Here is a 19801-nt window from a genome sequence, read left to right as displayed (position 1 = left end):
ATTAATTCCCCTGTCTCACAATTTTATAAAACGACCGTACAGTAAAGAGATAATACAAGCCGTAAATGATTGAATAAGCAATCATCCATAATAGTACAGGCTTCGTTATATCCATATTAAATAATTGTGAAAACGCTAGTAGCGCGAAAGCACTGTGTACGATACCGACCACAAGTGGTGCGCTAAATATAACAGCAACCTGTCCTGCGACTGTCTTCAATATTTGCTTACTATTCACACCGATTTTATTTAATACTGCATACTTCGCCTGATCTTCTTCTGCCTCTGTTAACACTTTAAAGTAAATAATACTGCCAGTAGCGGCTAAAAATACAAGCCCTAAAAAACTGCCTACAAATAGTAATGAGCCGACTGTACCTAAACTATCCTCATAGCTTTGAGGAACACTTGAAAACCATTCTTGTTGCTCAGTTGATAGTTGTTCATAAATTTCTTTAGACACACTTTGCTGCTTTAAATCATCATCCATAGCAATAAGCTGCATGGTTACCGCTTCGGCATTGGTCGCAGCAAAAACTTGGTCGTTTACGACAAGCACCGTACCAGCTGACATAAAGTTTAGCACACTATCTGTGTACATTTTGTCGATATAAAAGGATTCCCCACTCTGCAATTTAAAGTTTTCACCCGTAAAGTTATGTGAAAAACGTTCATCAAAATTAACATCTAGTAAAATAGCTGAACCATCTGCTATATGCAGTTCACGATTTGTCCCCTGTAATGTCGCTAAACGATTGTAATCGGATTCCTTCAATAATGTATATTCAAAAAAAGCAAATTCATTATCGACACGTAAATTTTTGGCATCAATCGTTTCATTGTATAACACGTTTTGTTGGTCAAACTCTACTGCTTCACCTTTCCACATAAATGTGTTTGGTAACATATGACGCACCGTTGCTTCGGTATTGTAGTACATTCCAAAAACGCCACCACCTGCGGTAATCGTTGTAGCACTTAGAATGGCGATGATAGACAACGATTTAGCATTTGCACGTATACGATACAATAGTTGTGAAACACCTATTAAATTTAACCCTCTCCACGACCAAGATGTAGCGTTTTTTAGCGCCGTCAGCACGAACACGCTGACACTATGAAACAATAAGTATGTCCCTGCAATTGTCAAACCTATTACTAGAAGTGGCGTACCAAGAATCGAGAATAATTTCCAAATAGAGCTTGTGAAAATATCTGTAGAGGCTGTGTAATAACTAAATCCAATAAACACTGTGCCCAGTATTGCTGCCAAAAGGGATGCACGGGGAATTTTCTCCCCTTGCTTCTCTGCATGAAACAAGTCGATTAATTTAAATTGGTAGATAACTCTGTAGCCCTGTAAGGACGTAAATAAGAATAGCACCGCAAAAATCCCTGCTGTTTGAAGCACTGCTTCCGGTGTAAATGTTAAATTTGCTACGACTTGATAGCCCATCAGTCGCACTAAAATTGTTACTAGCACCTTTGACATAAAAAAGCCTAGTACAATGCCTAAAATCAATGATAAAAGCCCAATAACTAAATTCTCAAAAAAGAGCATTAATCCTATTTTTTGCTTACGTACACCTAATAGTGAATAGAGTGCCACTTCTTTTTTCCGCTTCTTCATAAAAAACGAATTGGAATACGCGATAAAAATCACAATGAAAAATAACAGTACAATCGACGATGCACTCATTAGTCCTTTAATTTGTTGCGACATATTTGTTGAAGCCGCAAGCTCATCATTGTATTTTAACGTGACAAATGTAAAGTAAATGACGATACTAAACACCATCGAAGCGATGTATAAAAAATAATTCGACAAATTGCGCTGAATATTTTTGCGCGCCAAGCTAAATAACGTCATTTACTCCACCTCCGATGCCTGCAAGCACCTGTAATATCTCCTGGAAAAACTGCTTTCTCGTTTGTATCCCACGATGAATTTCCTTGGAAAGCTGCCCATCTTGGATAAAGAGAATGCGCTGACAGAAGCTTGCTGCAAACGCATCATGTGTAACCATCATGATGGTTGCCGCATGGGATTGGTTCAAATCACTTAAACTTTCGAGTAAATCTGTCGCTGATTTTGAATCGAGTGCTCCTGTTGGTTCATCAGCGAAAATAAGCTTCGGTGCTGTTACTAATGCACGAGATGATGCTGTTCTTTGCTTTTGACCACCTGAAATTTGGTAAGGATATTTTTCAAGTAGCTCACTAATGCCAAATAACTGTGCAATACGCTCTACCCGTATAGCAATTTCCTTCTGTGGCACCTTTGCAATGGCAAGTGGTAGTACAATATTTTCGCGCACGGTTAATGAATCGAGCAAATTATAATCTTGGAAGATAAACCCTAAATTATCACGACGAAAATCTGCTAATTGCGTATCTTTCATATGCGCTAAATTTGTATTACCTATCACAATATCGCCCGTTGTTGGCGTATCAATGGTTGCTAAAACATTTAAAAGCGTCGATTTCCCTGCACCAGAAGGTCCCATTACACCGACGAACTCACCTTGCGCTACTTCAAATGTTATATTTGCTAGCGCTGTAAATGTATTCGCGCCTTTGCCATACGTTTTACCTACATTTTCTACTTTTAATAATGGCGTCATATACGCTCACCTCTTTCTGATTACAGTATACGACCCCAAACTTACAGCAAAATTGTCGCAAGCTTACAGCAACCTTAACTTTATCCATTACAAACAAAGGATTCATACACAAAATGTGCATGAATCCTTTGTTTTGTTTACGTTGTATTCATCTGTTCGCGGATATTTCTCTCTACTTCGCGGGTATTCATACTTTTTCCGCGGGTATCACTCTCTATTTCGCGGGTATTCATACCTTTTCCGCGGGTATCACCCTCTATTTCGCGGGTATTCATACCTTTTCCGCGGGTATCACCCTCTATTTCGCGGGTATTCATCCTTCATTGCTAACTAACTATTCACTAGATCCGTCCATTCATTCTTGCAGCTTGTTGTAAAGGATCCCATACCCCATTGAAAGGTGGGGCATATGCTAAATCTAAATCGAGTAAGTCCGGTAATGTCATTTTATTGTATAAAGCGGTAGCAAAGACATCAATACGTTTATCTACACCAGCAGGTCCAACGATTTGTGCCCCTAATAGTTGCTGATCTCTCTTTTGCACAACAATTTTAATATACATCCGTTGTGCGCCTGGGTAGTAGCCTGCAATATGACGTGCTGAGAGTTTATATGCCTCGTAATCGAACCCAAGCTTTTTGGCAGTGTTTTCATTGATGCCTGTAGTAGCGATTGTCAAATCAAAGAATTTCATTATAGAGGTGCCAACAATGCCCCGAAACGGTGCAAACTTTCCAGACATATTCAGTCCAGCTAAGCGCCCCTGCTTATTTGCTGTCGTTCCAAGAGGTACATAATCTAAGCGTTCCTTTACAATATGAAAATGGGTTGCACAATCTCCAGCCGCATAGATATTCTCAACCGACGTCTCTAAATGGCGGTTAACAACGATGGCTCCATTTTTAGCTAGTGCAATGTTTGTCCCATCTAAAAATTGTGTGTTCGGTTTTATGCCAGCAGCGACAATTACTAAATCCGTCTCTAACACGCCATTATTTGTAATGATTCGTTCAACTCGTGAAGAGCCTTCAAAGCCTTCAACATTCGTATTTAATAGAAGCTCTATTCCTTGCTTTTTCGCCTCATCATGAACATGCTTTGCTAGTTCTTCATCTAAAACATTGGCAACTTGACTACCTCGTTGTATCAGTCGAACTTTTTTATTACATGCATGAATCGTTTCGGCCATTTCAAGTCCGATATAGCCTCCACCAAGAATGGTCACCTGTTCAATATTTGGCGATAAATCGGCCAGTAATTCTTCTAATCCAGGTATTGTTTTAATTTTATGAATACCAGCTAATTCTGCACCTTTCTTTACTGGCATTATCGGATCCGCTCCAGTAGCGATAAGAAGCTTATCATAAGCAATTTCGAATGGTTCGCCTGAAAATTGCGTACCCATAACAAGCTGGTTCTCTACATCGATGCGTTCGACCTCATGTCCAACGCGCGCATCAATACCGTATTTATCACGGAATGTCTCCACATCTCGCGCGATTAGGCGCTTTGTCGATGAAATCCGACCATCTACTACATAAGGCAATCCACATTGTCCATATGAATAAATAAATCCACGCTCTAAAGAGGTAATTTCTGCCCCTGGTACATTTCTATAAATCTCCATAGCGGCTGACATTCCCGCCGCATCTCCCCCAATAATTACGAACTTCATCCTACAAACCCCCTTATTCATATCCTAATTCTATATACTGGTTCATATATAGAGGACACGTTCCGCCTCACACAGCGACTTTAAATCAATGTTAACAAAAAGCGAAATACAAATGCACGTTTCCAGTACTACCATTTTCTAATTTATCGTGACAAAAAAACAGGTAAAGAAAAACAATTGTTTTTCTCTACCCGTTTTACGTACTTAAGCTTTTGTGATTTCTTCTTTGCAGAACGTTAAAATTTCTTCTAATTCATCATCTTCCAGTGCAAAGTCTAAATACTCTCCCTCTGCCTTCTCCATAATGAAATAATTTAAAATAAATGGAGCTCCTTCTTTTTCACCAATTAAAACACGAATTTCAATACCTGCTTCATGGTATAGCTCATCCTCTTCGTCAATGTCCACATCTAAAATAAATTCAAAACGTTTACCTTCAATAATATTCGTCGGATCTAAAATTTCTTCCATCGAGAATTGTGTAATATCCATTTATACTAGCTCCTTTATCTTTACCTATTCTTTTCTATAATAAATCAATTTCAGCATGGGTCAACTAGAAAACCTGTATACACCTTCATGCAATTATGACACAATAAAATAAAACTTTTAGCCGTATGCTATTTTTCAGCAATCAAAATGAGCTAACAGTTAACGCTTGGCAAGCTACATACCTATTACATAAAGGAGGCTTTTTAATGAAAGAGCTACTATATTATCAAGACGCTATGCAACAAGAGTTTACAGCAACGGTTGTACGTACCGGTAGTGAGCCGGATGGACGCCAGTACGTTGTGCTTTCTAATACCGCCTTTTACCCTACCGGTGGTGGTCAACCACATGATACAGGTACTTTAAACAATACTAACGTAATCGATGTCGAAAAGATTGACGATGAAATACGCCACTATATCGAGGGTGAAGCTTCCACTCTTTCTGGCGAAGTACATGGCAAATTGAACTGGAAGCGCAGATTTGATCATATGCAACAGCACGCTGGACAGCATATTTTAACAGCAGCATTTGTCGAACTTTTTGATGCACCAACCGTAAGCTTTCACCTCGGTAGTGAGCAAGTTACAATAGATATTGCTGTAGACTCATTATCAACTGAACAGCTTGCGGCAGCTGAAGCTCGGGCAAATGCTATTATTTTAGAAAATCGTCCAATAGAAACAAAATGGATTACCGAACAGCAACTTGCTGACTATAACTTGCGTAAAGAGGTAGCTGTCACAGGAGCTATTCGTTTAGTCATCATCCCTGATTTCGACTACAATGGCTGCGGTGGAACACACCCGACATCTACAGGGCAAGTTAGCGCAATTAAAATTCTAGGAACAGAAAAAATGAAAGGCAATGTACGGGTCTCCTTTGTATGCGGAGGGCGAGTTTTAGCAGAGCTAGCGATGCGCAAGACCGTACTGGCGGACGTGGCTAGACAGTTAAGTGTGCCAGAAACCGAAGCAGCAACTGCCCTTACAAAGCTTTTAGCAAGCCAAAAAGCGACAGAAAAAGCGCTTGTAGCGGCAAGAGAGGAATTGCTTACCTATGAGGCAAAAGCATTAGCTGCTAGTGATACACATATTATCGCTATTGCTTTTCATAATCGTACGATACAAGAGCTCCAAAAATTAGCTCGTTTTATTGTCGCTGAACGTGCTGATGTGATTGCCCTACTTGTTTCAGAAAATGAAGATAAATTACAATTTGTAGCTGCTCGCGGTACACAAGTAGACACCAGCATGAAAGAGCTTGCTACAAACGTTTTACCATGTATTAATGGTAAAGGCGGTGGTAGCGATCAAATGGTGCAAGGCGGTGGTGAGCGTATTATTGCTTGCGAACAACTGCTCACTGCTATGCAAGAAGCGCTACAATAAATCTATATACAGTAACAAGCCTCGCACAGCAAAACTGCTTTGCGAGGCTTGTTGTATAATGGCTTAATTTTTTTAATCAATTAACTTTGAAGTTTTTAGGAAGCGCTCGATTATTACCGCAACCTCTGCACGTGTAATATTATCTGCTGGGGCTATCATTTGATTGCTTCTTCCTGTAACAAGACCTGTTTTCACCGATAGGGCAATATAACGTTTTGCATCATCAGCTATTTTTTGATTATCACTAAATGGGGCTAAAATTGAATTAATTTCATCCTCTGTGATACTTGTCTTGATATTCGTTAGGGACAATGCTCTGGCTAAAATAGTCATCGCTTGCTGACGTGTTATTTTATCATTTGGTCCAAATTTGCCGTTACCATAACCTTGAATAAGATTATATTCTGTAGCTGTATTTAAATAGTGCGCGTACCATGCATCTTGTGCAACGTCGCTATATTTTATTGTACCTTCACTTGGCTTCAACCCTAAACCGCGCACCATTATTGCGACAAATTGCGAACGTGTAATATCTTTATTTGGTTCAAATACACCCTGACTCGTGCCATCAATAATGAAGCGAGAGCCAAGATTATTAATGCTATCCTTTGCCCAATGGGTTGTTACATCATTAAATGCAACAGGATGCCATACGACCGTATATAAACTATTTGTTAAACTATTGATTACTGCATAGTGCTTTCCTTCTTTTTGAACAACTTTCGTTGGCACGTGGTAAGTTGTGCCATCTGGTCTCACCACAACAGCTGTTGTGATTTTGCTTAAATCCGTATCGTTTGGAAGTGCAATTGTACGTTCTATATAGGTGTTAAATTTACTAATTTCACCTGTAGTGTTTCCAAATGTATAAGTCACTTTAAAGTCAATTGGCTTTGTCACTAAAGAGAAATTCTGTTCATTTGCGGCAGTATCTACTATTTGTGCTGCTTCTGCCGTTACTTTAGAAAACTCTATACGAATTTTAATATCTTTTAGTGCAACTGTTGCGCCTAATTGTTGCGAGATAGCATCAATATTAATTTGTTGGGCAGGTAATTTATAAGAGGCTGTCGGTGTTTGGACGACAATTGTTGCCTGCTTATTCTCCATAGTTTTCACGATTTCACCATTTAGCTCACCGATCATCATGTCTGCATTGGTGTCACTAATAGGAATCGTTATGATAGCGTTATTACCTGTAGTTTGTAGCTTTTCTTGAAGTTTGGCTGAATCCGCCAGTAGTGTAATTACCTTCTGATTATTAACTGTCGATTTTATAGCCTTACCAAGTGACATCTCTTCACCATTGACGATAATAATTGCTGCATCTGACGGTGCCGGATCTGGTGTCGGCGTTGTGCTTGGTGTGTCAGAGCTATTGTTACTATCACTTGTAGCAGGAGGCGCTTCCTTTGAAATTAAAATTGTGTAGAGCTGATACGCTCCATCAACCGCCGTTACTATCACAGAAATTGTATTTAAACCTGTAGCTAGTTTTACAGACTGTGTAGCGAGTGTTCCGTTTACAGTCACTGTGGATTTGCTATCTTCTACAGTCGGTGTAATGATGACACTATCTACTCCAGCAGAAACTTTCGCTGTATATGTTTTTATATCTTTGTTAAAAGCAGGGCTTAATGTACCGCTTGAAATCGTTAAATTTTTCAAATTCGCATTTGAAGAATTTGATAAAGCTTTCACAATAATTGTGAATGTTTTCGATTCTGTTACATTTCCTTTTGAAATGGTCGCCGTTAACACTACAGATTGATTACCCTGCATTGCAGTCGGTCGAGTCACCTTACCATCATTCGCTATAATGTCAGACATATTGGATGACCAACTAATTGTTGTGCCATTCTTACCTACAGTCGGTAATGTAAGTTTTTCTGTGACTGATATTGCTGAATCCCCTGCGCTATATATCACTGCCAAGGAACTTTTATCGTTTTGCACTTTATTCGACAGCACTTGATAAAGTATGGTATTGATTTCAGTTTGTAACATTTCAATTTTATCAAAACCTTCAGTAGGTCGAACTTGAAGCAATTGTTTACACACTTCATCTTGTTCTTCCGTAGTTAACAAATTGTAGTCACTCAAGTCCAACTGTGTTTCTTCTTCAAATACTGTCCATAACTCAAAAGCATCAACAGCACTATTGACATTTATTAATAATGAACGAGCTATGAGAGCATTTAAATAGGTCTGTCTTAATAGAGTAATTGAATTATAACCAGCTTGTGGACGCTTCTCTATCATCCAATTGGCTAATTCGTTCTGATCCGCTAATTCGAAATTCAAATACAATTGATGTGCACCAGATGTATAGTGTAATACATTCCAATCACTAAGCATTGCGGATTTCATATCCTCTATATTACTAGCATTATTAAAAGAACCTAAGTCATTTTGTGCTGCTGAGGCGTTAGACATTGGCGCTAAGCATAGCGCCAATGCAATTAAAATGAGCAATAAGCTTGATCCTTTATTTTTTTGTATCGAATACGACTCACCCATTTCTGATCAAAATATAAAACACTTATTAGTTCGCTTTATTTATTAATAGTAGAATAATCACCAAGCTGTAACTGTCTCCATTCAGAGCTTTCAAAGATAGAAGACCCTGATTGGAATCTGCTATATCGTGCAAGACCACCATTATTCGGTAAAAGAGCAGTTGTCGAAGTTGGATCTCCTAGTAAATCGACGATTTGGCCATTGCGCTCTAAAGCGATTGCTACAATATAACTACCATTTTCAACATGGAACTCATTATTATAATATTGAGCATTTGTTAGATCAAAAAAATCATAAAATATTTCATTAATTATGATGTAATTTGCATTATTTGCTCTAAAAATCTCTACTCTCTCAACATTGCGAGTGCTGGCTGTTGGATTATACTGATGGAGTACAATTTCATATCCAATAGTGTCTTCTAATGTATTAGGATTAGATAGTTTAATGACATCTCTACCACTCCCACCTTGCAAAAAGTCAGATATAAAAAATGTCGGTGCTTCAATAGTTACTATAAAGATTGTTGACACTTGTCCACCATTACCATCACTAGCAGTTACCATAATCCTGCTAGTTCCGATTGCTTTCGGGTGTAGTGAGAGAGTAGTCCCATTTAAAGTAACAGCAGCAACTGCCTCATTACTTGAATTCACACTTAATGTTAGGGCATCTTGATCTTCGTCGGTAAATATATCGTTTAGTTCTATATTCCAAATAACTCCATTTTCATTTCCTCGTTGATCTTTAATCGTTTTCGCTACGATTGGCGCATGATTAGAAGAAGCTGCTGTAACTGTTACTGTAAAGTTTGTTGAAATAGTGCCCCCATTGCCATCAGTAGCCGTTAAAGTAATCGTAGCTGCACCAACTTTTTGGGGTGAAATGCTCAAAATTGTGCCATTCAAACTAACAGTAGCTATGTCTGTATCATTCGATACGGCACTCAATGTTAAAACATCATTATCTGCATCTGTAAATACATTGCTAATATCAATAGTACTATCCGCGCTATTAACAGCTAATGTTTGATTTGTAAGAGCCTCTGCTACTACGGGATCTGTATTGGCTTGAAGTAAAACCTCTACATCGAAGCTGGTCATAGCTCGTCCTACCTTCCCATCATCTGCAGTTACTTTTATTCTTGTATTGCCAGGTGCTACCCCTTCAATAATAAGTTGGTCGCCGGTAACTTGTGTCGCAACAATTCCAAAAGGAGATGGCACCACCTTATAAGTTAATGTGTCTCCATCGGCATCATAGAAAACCTTACTTAAGTCAATCACCTTTTGCGGTTGTCCCAGTGTAATAGTTTGCTTTGGGATTCTCTCAGATGCTACAACAATGGGCGATTGATTGTTAGAAGCCGCATAAGTAGAGAAACTAAGAATAGTAGAAATGACCAACATTAAACAGAGCGTTACTAAAATTTTTCTCGTATTTACTTTAATATCCAACACGAAGCCTCCTCTAATAATGTAATTGTTTTTTCTTTTGATAATGCTTGTTATGTAACCCTTAAAAACGTTAAAACATCTAAAAATGTATAGATGTCCTGACTGATTATATCAATCGAAACTCTCCAATTTCTCTCCAATCCAGTGTGTAAATCCTTTCAATTCATAAAAAATAAGCTGTCCAAATCACTTTGGACAGCTTTAACATGTATTTTATAATTTAAATTTTTGGATGGCTCCATGTAGACGGTTTGCCATGTCCGACATTTTTACAGTTTGCTTGTTCATTGCCTCTACCGTGTTCATTTGCTCTGCAGTAGCATTTTTTACTTCCGCTACATAATCACTTGCAGCATGGGCAGTTGCCGCCATTTCTTCCATAGAGGCAGAAACCTCTTCCGTATTAGCTGACATTTGTTCTGCGGAAGCATTCATTTCCTCAATTTGACCTGCTATTTCACCGACAGCTTGAACTATCTCTTCAAAGCGCTCTCCTACTGCTTCAATTGCTACTAAACCTCGCGCTACATTCTCTTCGCCATTTTCTGCTGCTTTTACAACCTCTAATGTGTGTGCCTGTACTCTATCAATTAATATATTAATTTGAGCAGCAGAGCCAGCTGTTTGCTCCGAAAGTTTTCTTACCTCCTCTGCGACTACGGCAAAGCCTTTGCCTGCATCTCCTGCACGTGCAGCTTCAATTGAAGCGTTTAATGCTAATAGGTTTGTTTGGTCTGAAATATCCGTAATCATTTTAGAAATTAGCTCTATTTCTTTCGATTCCTGTTCAAGCTTATGGATAATGTCCAGTTCTATAGCTGTTCCACGTTGTATTTCATCCATACGGCTAATCGATTGCTGGACTGCTCCGTTACTTTCACTTATTTTCTCGGAAATAAAATCCGTATTCGTAGCTATCGTTGAAGCAACTTCAGCAAAGTTTTGAATACCAAGTGCCATTTGTTCCATCGCTGAGGCACTTTCCTCCGCCATTGCCGTTTGACTTTGTGCGCCACGATCTACCTCACCTATTGCAAGTGCGATTTGCTCGGAATGTTTAGTGACGGCAATTACATCCCCCATTAACTCACAAGAGGTTTCATTTACCGCAGTCGCTTCTTTACCAGCTTGCGATATCATATCTCGCATATTATCTGCCATTTTATCTAAAGCTCGCACCATTGTCCCCATTTCATCAATACGCTTCAAATATTTAGCTGGGATTTCTTGTGTAAAATCTCCCTCTGACAATCCCTCACTAATACGAAGTACGTGGCGAAGCGGTTTACTTACAGATTTCGATATCGCAAACGAAATTAACATTCCTAAGATAGAGACGATAATCGTCATTATAATAAAGTTTGTCTTCAATTGTGAAAGCCCTGCTAGCATTTCATCCTCTAGTGCGACAACCCCCATTTTCCAACCATTATCTAACGTATGAAACCCCATTAAACTTGTACCTTGTTCCTTTGTATCGAAAGAGAAATAGCCATTTGTATTAACAATCATTTCTTTTGCAGCTAACGATTCCCCTGTTATTTCGCCAGATTTTTCTGCGGCAGAAATTGCATTCACTTGCTCTTTCACAAGGGCATGGTTCTTATGTCCGATAACGGTACCTTTTGCATCTAACATAAGGGCATAACCATTTTCTCCAACTTGAATGTCTTCAACAATGTTAGATAAATAATAACCATCTATACGCGCTAACAATAATGCTTTTTCACCTGTCACAGTATCGATTGGTGCTACGATTAAAATAACTGGTTCACCTGTGACACGACTAATCGTGATTTCTGACATTACTGTCTTGCCTGTAAACCCTTCCTTTATATAATCACGATCACCTAAATCTGCTGTTGTATTATCTAAATAATGGGCTACCCCATCAGATGTGATAATGCCAAAGCCTAGATAATTTTTACTATCATCCATACGCTTTGTTAAATAGGTTTTTTGCTCCTCAAAGTCCATACCACGGATAACTGCTTGCTCCGCAATAGCCTCCACCTCCACTAAAGCTAGCTGAAAGTGCTCCTCTATATATTTTGAGACATCTGCTGCTCTCGCTATCAAATTCGATTCAACCTGTTCTTCAACTGCTTTTGTACTATTCATCCATGTAGAAAAACCAAGGGTACCACATGTAACAAATACTAAAGCGATAATTGCTATAACTAATTTACCACCAATACCTTTAATCCACATATTCGCTTTGCTCATTTCTCCAAATTTATTTTTCATTATCATTTTAATTTTTGTAATTTTTTGCCCTTCTTCTTCAAGAGTAAGGTCACTAAAACTAGAAGTCAATAAAAGTTTTCCAATAAGAATAAAAATTGTATAAAATTGTATTTATCATCATACTCATAGTGCTTATAGTCTAATACATTTTATCCATACACTTCCTAAATCGTTATTAAATAGATTGTTTTAATGGATAAAATTAAAACTTTTTCCATGGTAATTTGATTATAATTTGCTTTTTTTGTTGATTATAAAAAATAGAACACAATCTGTTTACTTTGGAGGGGTGTATTTTATATGAGTGCAGATAAGAATGTCTCACGTCGTGATTTTTTAAAAACAACAGGTATTGCAGCTGGTACATTAGTCGGTGGTGGATTAATTGGTGGTCTTGTTGGCTATAACATCAACGGTAAAGGCACTTCTACATTAGAGAATGATAATGGGACGACAAATGAAGCTGCCGGTTCACCTAAAGCAAAAATGTTTTTCATGAACGAACGCGATTTTAAAATTTTATCGAATGCTACTGAACGTATTTTTCCTAAGGATGATTTAGGACCTGGTGCAATTGATTTAGATGTACCTTACTTCATAGATCATCAGTTAGCCGGACAATATGGCAGTAATTCCAAAGAATATATGCAGGGACCTTTTGGTGAAGGCTCCCCTACACAAGGCTATCAAAGTCGCTTAACACGCGCTGAAATTTTTAAACAAGGCATTGCCAAAATGGAAACGGAAGCTCAAAGTCGATTCAAAAAAAGCTTTAATGATTTAGAGGGCAAGCAAATGGATGAACTATTAACAGCTTTTCAAAAAGGTGACATCCAAATGAGTGGTGTAACTTCCGCGTTCTTTTTTGCACTATTACGTGCCGCTACTTTAGAAGGTGCATATTCAGATCCTTTATACGGTGGGAACCGAAATATGGAGGGTTGGCGTATGAAAGGCTTCCCTGGTCATCAAATGGCTTATATCACAATGATTGAAGATCCTAAGTTCCAAAAAATTGAACCAAATCAATTAGGCAATCACTAATCTAAGGGGGGTTTATAAATGGCAACAACATTACCAAGTGTAGACGTTGTAACAGTAGGTGTTGGGTGGACAGGTGGCATTGTCGCTGCTGAGTGCTCGAAAGCTGGATTAAAGGTCGTTGGTTTAGAACGTGGTCAGAAGCGTGGCACCGAGGATTTTTTAAGTATTCATGATGAATACCGCTACGCAATTCGCTATGATTTAATGCAAAATCTTTCAAAGGAAACAGTTACTTTTCGTAATAATCGAAAGATGCAAGCTTTACCGATGCGTCAACTCGGTTCCTTTTTATTAGGTGAGGGGCTTGGAGGAGCTGGGACGCACTGGAATGGTATGACATTCCGCTTTTTACCGTATGACTTTCAGATTAAAACAATGACAGACGAGCGTTATGGGGCAAATAAATTAGGGCCTGACTATCTATTGCAGGATTGGGCACTAAACTACGATCAATTAGAACCCTATTTTGATAAATTTGAAAAAACACTCGGCATTTCAGGGGATGATAAAAATCCGTTTGCAGGTAAACGCTCAAGTGCCTATCCAACACCTCCTATGAAAATGACGCCTATGCTACAACAATTTGAGAAAGCAACGAAAAATCTAAAATTATCACCTTATATGGTTCCTTCTGCCAACATCTCAGAAGTCTATAAAAATCCTGATGGTGAAACAATTAATGCTTGTCAATATTGTGGCTTCTGTGAACGTTTCGGTTGTGAATATGGGGCAAAATCTTCCGCGGAAATTACCGTAGTACCTACTGCTTTAAAAACAGGAAATTTCGATTTGCGCTTTAACTCTAACGTTGTAGAAATTTTAAAACAGGGTAACAAGGCAACCGGCGTAAGATATATCGACACGGTATCTGGTGAGGAGTTTATACAGCCTGCGAATATTGTCGTATTAACAAGCTATGTCTTCAACAACGCTAAGCTGTTAATGGTTTCTAATATTGGTCAACCATATGATCCAACAACAGGGAAAGGAACATTAGGCCGAAACTATTGTTATCAAATATTACCTGGTGCTAGCGGATTCTTTGATGAACAATACAACACTTTCATGGGTGCAGGGTCTCTTGGGATGAGTATAGATGATTACAATGGGGATAACTTTGACCATAGTGAATTAGATTTTATCCACGGTGGCAATATAGCGCTTACTCAAACAGGCACACGTCCTATTAGCTCTAACCCAACCCCTCCTGATACGCCAACATGGGGACCCGAATTTAAAAAGCAGTCTATTCATTACTATACACGTTCGTTTGGTATTGGTGCTCAAGGGGCCTCTATGCCACATAAAGAAAATTATCTGTCTCTTGATTCCAATTACAAAGATGCGTATGGGTTACCGCTCGTACAATTAACCTACAACTTTACTGATCAAGATCGTGCACTGCATAAATTTATTTCAGCTCGCGCTGCGGACATTATGAAAGAAATGGGTGCCAAAACGATTGTACCTAATGCAGAAATTACAGATTATAACATCGTCCCTTATCAAACGACACACAATACAGGCGGGACAGTTATGAGCTCAACACCAGATAAGGGCGTTGTGAACAACTATTTACAACATTGGGATGTAGAAAATCTTTTTGCTATAAGTGCTGGAAGCTTTGCTCATAATAGTGGCTATAATCCAACTGGTACCCTCGGCGCACTAGCTTATCGTTGTGCAGAAGGTGTTGTGAAATATAGCAAATCAGGTGGTTCTTTAGTGTAGGGCAGCTATCTTTACTATAGAAAATGGGAGAGGAGGATGAAGCGATGGGAGGTCTTGGTGCAATCGGCATTCCTGGGTTAATTATCATTTTGGTCATTGTACTTATCGTTTTCGGTCCAAAAAAATTACCGGAAATCGGTGGTGCAGTCGGTAAAACATTTGCAGAGTTCAAAAAGTCAACAAAAGGATTAATGGATGACGACGATGAGCCTGCGAAAAAAGTAGAAAAAAAATCTGATGTTTCGTAGGAGGTTTCCTATGGATCCTTATGAAGAAAAAAATTATTTAAGTCCGCTCGATAAAAAGCAAACAGAGCCTCCATCCTTACAGGAGGCTTTTGTTGAAATAGCCAGTATTGACGATGCGCAGACAATTGTCGAAGATCAACCACTTTTCCCTGTAGACTCTCTACTGGAGCATATTACAGAACTGCGAAAACAAATCATTAAAGGGCTTGTCGTCTTTCTATTATTTTTTATTGTCGCATTTTCTACCATTAATATTTGGTTTCCTTATGTAACCCGTGGCCATTCACTTATTATATTAGGGCCTTTAGAAGTCGTTAAGTTTTATATGACCATTTCAACTACTCTAGCCTTTGGTCTATCGATGCCCTTTCTCGTTCACTTTCTTTGGAGCTTTGTAAAACCCGGCTTAAAGGAAGAGGAAAGCCGTTTTCTCGGGCTCTATGCACCTGTAATGTTTGTGCTCTTTTTATTAGGTATCGCATTTGGCTATTTTGTTGTAAACCCACTTAGCTATTCATTTTTAGTAAGCTTAGGTGCTGCTAATTTTGATGTAATGGTATCTGCTAGTGAATACATGCATTTTTTAATTATGACGACTGTACCACTCGGCTTATTATTTGAGTTACCCATCGTTGCACTCTTTTTATCGTCCATTGGTTTACTAACTGCCGAATCCATGAAAAAAATACGAGGCTGGTCCTATATCGCTATGGGTGTTGGTTCTGCAGTTATTACACCACCTGATTTCATTAGTCAATTACTTGTATTAATACCGATGATTATTTTATACGAAATTAGTATTCATCTTGTTAAACGTATAGAACGTAAACAACTAGAAAGCACTGCGTTATAGTTACGCAGTGCTTTCTAGTTATTTATTTCGGTTGCGGGCTTGAGTGCCTGGCAACCTGTGCTTATTTTTTCTTTAAATCCATGACAATAATTTCTGGTAGATTAAAAATTCGATATGGTACACTACTATTTCCTAGACCTCGGCTAACGACCATTTTGGTGCGTTCTTCCTCGTATAAACCAGCAGTGAACTTAGGAAACAGTCCCTGTCCTGGCGCCACAAGTCCTCCCATGCCAGGAATCCGTACTTGCCCACCATGTGCATGTCCCGAGAATACCAAATCTATTCCTTGATTTACATACGTACTAAACACTTCTGGTCGATGCGCCAGCAATAACTTTAGCATATTTTCTGGAACATACGCTGTCGCCAACTCTAGCATTTCTTCTGTCGATCTACCCATTAACGGATCTTCAATACCAAGAATCGCCAAGCGCTCCCCGTCGCGCTCTAGCACGGTCGATTCATTAGCCATCACATGTACACCTAACGATGAAAGCGCCTCATAAATTTCATTAACCTTATTCGACGCCACTTCATGGTTTCCTAGTACATAATATACATCCGCTAATTCAACTAGTCCTTTAACTGCCTGTAGACTTTGTTTTAAATCGTAACGATTGCTATCAATCACATCACCCGTGATAAAAATATAGTCAGGATTCGTATCCTTAACCTTAGCAATCAGTTTTTGCTGATTGTTACCAAAGCGGGCATCATGTAAATCCGATACTTGTACAATGCGTAGCCCATCAAAGTTGGCAGGCACCTTTTCTGATTCGAATACATGTTTACTAACGACTAGCCAGTGATTGTTTACGTACAAAAAAATGACTATAAAAAGAATAAAAAAGATACCATATAATAATTTTTTCAATCGCAATCGCTCACTTTGCGGCTACTTTTTTTCAGAATAAAACTCTGACTACTCTATTATAAGCAAAAACCAAAGTGATTGTAAGTATATGCACTTTAATAATATAAAATGCACACAAGTACTATCTTCATATTCCTTCATTCTTTAGCATATGGCATCCAAAATCCACACTACTTGTTAGATTGAGATTCTCGTTGCGCCATCATTATTACTAGAATACAATTTCAAAAAAAACGCATTTAGTTCTCTTCTTTAAAGGAGCTAAATGCGCTTCACTATTTATAACACTTTTTCTAAGAAGTCTTTTGCACGTTGTGTAGAAGGAGATGTGAAAAATTCTTCTGGAGGTGCATCCTCTATTAGCTTTCCACCATCAAGGAATAAAATACGATCCGCTACCTCTCGAGCAAAGCCCATTTCATGGGTAACAATTAACATCGTCATCCCTGAATCTGCTAAATTTTTCATAACTGCCAATACTTCTTTAACCATCTCCGGGTCCAGTGCTGAAGTCGGCTCATCAAATAGTATCACTTTTGGGTCCATTGCTAGTGCTCTGGCAATTGCCACGCGTTGTTTTTGACCACCTGAAAGGCGACTTGGATACTCATTGCGTTTTTCAAAAAGCCCTACTTTTGTTAGTAAATCTTCAGCTACTTTGATCGCTGCGGTCTTATCCATTCCCTTTACATTGATAGGTGCATACGTTAAGTTTTCTAATACGGTTTTATGTGGGAATAGGTGAAAATGTTGAAATACCATACCTACTTCTTCACGTATTTTCATAATATTTGTCCCTTTGTCTGTCAGGACATCGCCAGCAATTGTTACCTTCCCACTCGTCGGTTCTTCTAATAAATTTAAGCAGCGTAGGAATGTAGATTTACCAGAACCGGAAGGCCCTATAATGGCAATTACTTCTTTTTCTTTTATTTCAGTTGAAATACCTTTCAACACTTCGTTTTGCCCATATGATTTGTGTAAATCTTCAATTTTAATCACTTTTTCTCATTCCTTTCTCGATTCGTTTACCAAGGAACGTTAAGACAAGCGTCATAATATAGTAGATTATCCCTGCAAATAATAATGGTTCAAGATATCGATAGGTTGAACCCCCTACAATATAGGCACGGCGCATAATATCAAGGGCACTAATGACTGTTACAACTGCTGTTTCTTTGTTTAATGTAATAAATTCATTTACTAAAGAAGGTAAAATATTTTTCACTGCTTGTGGAATAATAATATCCTTCATCATTTTTGAATACGGAATACCTAGTGCTTGAGCTGCTTCCATTTGACCTTTATCAACGGCATTAATACCCGCACGAATAATTTCTGAAATATAAGCTCCAGAGTTTAAGCCAAACGCAATAATTGCAGTTGGAATTGGCTGAATTTGAATGTCTAGTAGCTGTGGAACAGCGTAGTAAATAATTAATAATTGTAATACAAGTGGCGTCCCGCGGAAAATTGACGTGTAAAAGTCCGCTAACCAGCGTAGCATTTTTACTTTCCCAATTTTACATAATGCTAGTAATATACCAACGATAAACCCAATGAGAGAAGCACCGATTGCTATTTGAAGTGTAACACCTATTCCTTTTAAAATATAAGGAATAGAGGGAATGATTGCTGAGAAATCTAAATTCACAGCGTACCCTCCTTTCTCGTTTCCTTTTAGTGAAATGGACAAGCGATAGCCCTAAATAGGGCTATCGCATATCGATACTATTATTCAGCTTTTTCTAACCATTTTTCTTCAAGCTGTTGAATTTTGCCTTCATCTGCTAATTCTTTTAATGCTTTGTTAATTTTATCTTTTAAATCGCTACCTTTTTGAACAGCGATTGCTTTATAGTCTTCTGGCTGTTCTTCTACTGGGAATGCGGCTAATTTATCGTTTGTTTTCAGATAACCTTTCGCTACGCCACCTTCTAGAATTGCTGCGTCTAAGCGTTTAGACATCATATCTTGGATGATTTCAGGAATACGTGTGCGTCCTTCAACTGATACATCTACTTTTTTAGCAATGGCATTACCTAAATTTTCTTGAATAGAAGCCGTTTGTACGCCGACTTTTTTACCAGCTAAGTCCGCTTCTTTTTTAATGCCACTATCTTTTTTAACGATGATAACTTGTTCTGTTTGATTGTATTTATCTGAGAAATCTACTACTTTTTCTCGTTCTTCATTTGGTGTCATACCAGAAATAACAACATCTACTTTACCTGCTTGTAAAGCTGGCACAAGGCTGTTAAAGTCCATATCTTGAACTTGCATTTCTACACCTAATTTTTCACCAACTAATTTAATTAAATCAATATCGAAACCAATGATTTCTTCACCTTTAGCAGCGTCTACATATTCAAATGGTGCATAGTCTGCTGATGTACCTACTTTTAATACTTGTTTGTTTTCTGTATCTGAGCTTGAATTTGTTGCTTTATCTTCTTTAGCGCCACATGCTGCAAGTAAACCAATTACTAAGACAAGCATAAGCATGAAAAATTTGTTCTTCATCTTTTATATCTCCTTTTGATGTTTTTTTATTGTCTATGAGATAGGAATGTCTCGAAAATAGTCGATTGGATATTTATTCATATAGCAGAATAAAAAATCTATCTGCTAATTAAGATAT

General features: G+C 38.3%; 17 protein-coding genes. 5 read left to right on the top strand and 12 right to left on the bottom strand.

Annotated features, from left to right (window positions below; translation table 11 throughout):
* Position 1: 1 nt before the first annotated feature.
* The 5 genes from T479_RS00815 to T479_RS00795 all read right to left on the bottom strand — a co-directional run bounded on the left by T479_RS00815 (position 2) and on the right by T479_RS00795 (position 4792).
* Positions 2-1870, bottom strand: coding sequence for an FtsX-like permease family protein (locus tag T479_RS00815; protein WP_025218373.1), 1869 nt, complete (start codon positions 1868-1870; stop codon positions 2-4).
* Positions 1857-2624 (bottom strand): ABC transporter ATP-binding protein, encoded by a 768-nt coding sequence (locus T479_RS00810; protein WP_024360763.1) that lies wholly within the window; start codon positions 2622-2624, stop codon positions 1857-1859. Before T479_RS00810 ends, T479_RS00815 begins: the two co-directional genes overlap by 14 nt.
* 137 nt (positions 2625-2761) lie before the next feature.
* Complete coding sequence (locus T479_RS00805; RefSeq protein WP_038509341.1) at positions 2762-2941, bottom strand: hypothetical protein; 180 nt, start codon at positions 2939-2941, stop codon at positions 2762-2764.
* A gap of 24 nt (positions 2942-2965) precedes the next feature.
* The gene (locus T479_RS00800) at positions 2966-4300 is read right to left on the bottom strand and encodes an FAD-dependent oxidoreductase (RefSeq protein WP_025218372.1); all 1335 of its coding nucleotides are present in this window, start codon (positions 4298-4300) and stop codon (positions 2966-2968) included.
* Between the two features lie 204 nt (positions 4301-4504).
* Entirely contained in the window at positions 4505-4792 is a 288-nt protein-coding gene (locus tag T479_RS00795) for a DUF6509 family protein (protein ID WP_024360765.1), read from the bottom strand.
* Between the two features lie 206 nt (positions 4793-4998).
* Here T479_RS00795 and T479_RS00790 point away from each other — a divergent pair, with 206 nt between their 5' ends.
* Entirely contained in the window at positions 4999-6183 is a 1185-nt protein-coding gene (locus tag T479_RS00790; RefSeq protein WP_025218371.1) for a serine-tRNA(Ala) deacylase AlaX, read from the top strand.
* Positions 6184-6255: 72 nt separating this feature from the next.
* Here T479_RS00790 and T479_RS22680 read toward each other — a convergent pair whose 3' ends face one another.
* From T479_RS22680 to T479_RS00775, 3 genes are all read right to left on the bottom strand, one after another.
* Positions 6256-8658 (bottom strand): S-layer homology domain-containing protein, encoded by a 2403-nt coding sequence (locus T479_RS22680; protein ID WP_025218370.1) that lies wholly within the window; start codon positions 8656-8658, stop codon positions 6256-6258.
* An 80-nt stretch (positions 8659-8738) separates the two neighbouring features.
* Entirely contained in the window at positions 8739-10160 is a 1422-nt protein-coding gene (locus T479_RS00780) for an Ig-like domain-containing protein (RefSeq protein WP_025218369.1), read from the bottom strand.
* Between the two features lie 213 nt (positions 10161-10373).
* Positions 10374-12476 carry a methyl-accepting chemotaxis protein gene (locus T479_RS00775; protein ID WP_227665394.1) on the bottom strand — a complete coding sequence of 701 codons (2103 nt, stop codon included), beginning with the start codon at positions 12474-12476 and terminating at the stop codon, positions 10374-10376.
* Positions 12477-12707: 231 nt separating this feature from the next.
* On the opposite strand from T479_RS00775, the gene T479_RS00770 reads away from it, so the two are divergent.
* The 4 genes from T479_RS00770 to tatC are packed head-to-tail and all read left to right on the top strand — an operon-like array spanning position 12708 to position 16283.
* Complete coding sequence (locus T479_RS00770; RefSeq protein ID WP_025218367.1) at positions 12708-13451, top strand: gluconate 2-dehydrogenase subunit 3 family protein; 744 nt, start codon at positions 12708-12710, stop codon at positions 13449-13451.
* Positions 13452-13469: 18 nt separating this feature from the next.
* Positions 13470-15182: a GMC family oxidoreductase gene (locus T479_RS00765; protein WP_025218366.1), complete on the top strand. Its 1713-nt coding sequence runs from the start codon at positions 13470-13472 to the stop codon at positions 15180-15182.
* 44 nt (positions 15183-15226) lie between these two features.
* Positions 15227-15430, top strand: a complete 204-nt coding sequence (gene tatA / locus T479_RS00760) for a twin-arginine translocase TatA/TatE family subunit (protein ID WP_024360772.1) — start codon at positions 15227-15229, stop codon at positions 15428-15430.
* A 10-nt stretch (positions 15431-15440) separates the two neighbouring features.
* The gene (gene tatC / locus T479_RS00755; RefSeq protein ID WP_025218365.1) at positions 15441-16283 is read left to right on the top strand and encodes a twin-arginine translocase subunit TatC; all 843 of its coding nucleotides are present in this window, start codon (positions 15441-15443) and stop codon (positions 16281-16283) included.
* Between the two features lie 61 nt (positions 16284-16344).
* Here the strand turns inward: tatC and T479_RS00750 are convergent, their stop codons facing one another.
* The 4 genes from T479_RS00750 to T479_RS00735 all read right to left on the bottom strand — a co-directional run bounded on the left by T479_RS00750 (position 16345) and on the right by T479_RS00735 (position 19683).
* The gene (locus T479_RS00750; RefSeq protein WP_025218364.1) at positions 16345-17160 is read right to left on the bottom strand and encodes a metallophosphoesterase; all 816 of its coding nucleotides are present in this window, start codon (positions 17158-17160) and stop codon (positions 16345-16347) included.
* A 279-nt stretch (positions 17161-17439) separates the two neighbouring features.
* A complete protein-coding gene (locus T479_RS00745) occupies positions 17440-18162 on the bottom strand; it encodes an amino acid ABC transporter ATP-binding protein (RefSeq protein ID WP_024360775.1) in 723 nt (240 codons plus the stop codon).
* A complete protein-coding gene (locus T479_RS00740) occupies positions 18155-18814 on the bottom strand; it encodes an amino acid ABC transporter permease (protein ID WP_024360776.1) in 660 nt (219 codons plus the stop codon). The genes T479_RS00745 and T479_RS00740 overlap by 8 nt, the downstream gene beginning before the upstream one ends.
* 80 nt (positions 18815-18894) lie before the next feature.
* Positions 18895-19683, bottom strand: a complete 789-nt coding sequence (locus T479_RS00735) for a transporter substrate-binding domain-containing protein (protein ID WP_024360777.1) — start codon at positions 19681-19683, stop codon at positions 18895-18897.
* Positions 19684-19801: the final 118 nt, after the last annotated feature.

The organism is Lysinibacillus sphaericus (genome assembly GCF_000600105.1).
GTDB lineage: Bacteria > Bacillota > Bacilli > Bacillales_A > Planococcaceae > Lysinibacillus > Lysinibacillus sphaericus.
The sequence above is the reverse complement of the archived record's forward strand: the minus strand, read 5'-3'. Positions and strand labels throughout refer to the sequence as shown.

What these genes read in the sequence shown, in the direction of transcription:
- T479_RS00815 (WP_025218373.1), bottom strand. Translation starts at nt 1,870, where the DNA reads ATGACGTTATTTAGCTTGGCGCGCAAAAATATTCAGCGCAATTTGTCG.
- T479_RS00810 (WP_024360763.1), bottom strand. Translation starts at nt 2,624, where the DNA reads ATGACGCCATTATTAAAAGTAGAAAATGTAGGTAAAACGTATGGCAAA.
- T479_RS00805 (WP_038509341.1), bottom strand. Translation starts at nt 2,941, where the DNA reads ATGAATACCCGCGAAATAGAGGGTGATACCCGCGGAAAAGGTATGAAT.
- T479_RS00800 (WP_025218372.1), bottom strand. Translation starts at nt 4,300, where the DNA reads ATGAAGTTCGTAATTATTGGGGGAGATGCGGCGGGAATGTCAGCCGCT.
- T479_RS00795 (WP_024360765.1), bottom strand. Translation starts at nt 4,792, where the DNA reads ATGGATATTACACAATTCTCGATGGAAGAAATTTTAGATCCGACGAAT.
- T479_RS00790 (WP_025218371.1), top strand. Translation starts at nt 4,999, where the DNA reads ATGAAAGAGCTACTATATTATCAAGACGCTATGCAACAAGAGTTTACA.
- T479_RS00770 (WP_025218367.1), top strand. Translation starts at nt 12,708, where the DNA reads ATGAGTGCAGATAAGAATGTCTCACGTCGTGATTTTTTAAAAACAACA.
- T479_RS00765 (WP_025218366.1), top strand. Translation starts at nt 13,470, where the DNA reads ATGGCAACAACATTACCAAGTGTAGACGTTGTAACAGTAGGTGTTGGG.
- tatA (WP_024360772.1), top strand. Translation starts at nt 15,227, where the DNA reads ATGGGAGGTCTTGGTGCAATCGGCATTCCTGGGTTAATTATCATTTTG.
- tatC (WP_025218365.1), top strand. Translation starts at nt 15,441, where the DNA reads ATGGATCCTTATGAAGAAAAAAATTATTTAAGTCCGCTCGATAAAAAG.
- T479_RS00735 (WP_024360777.1), bottom strand. Translation starts at nt 19,683, where the DNA reads ATGAAGAACAAATTTTTCATGCTTATGCTTGTCTTAGTAATTGGTTTA.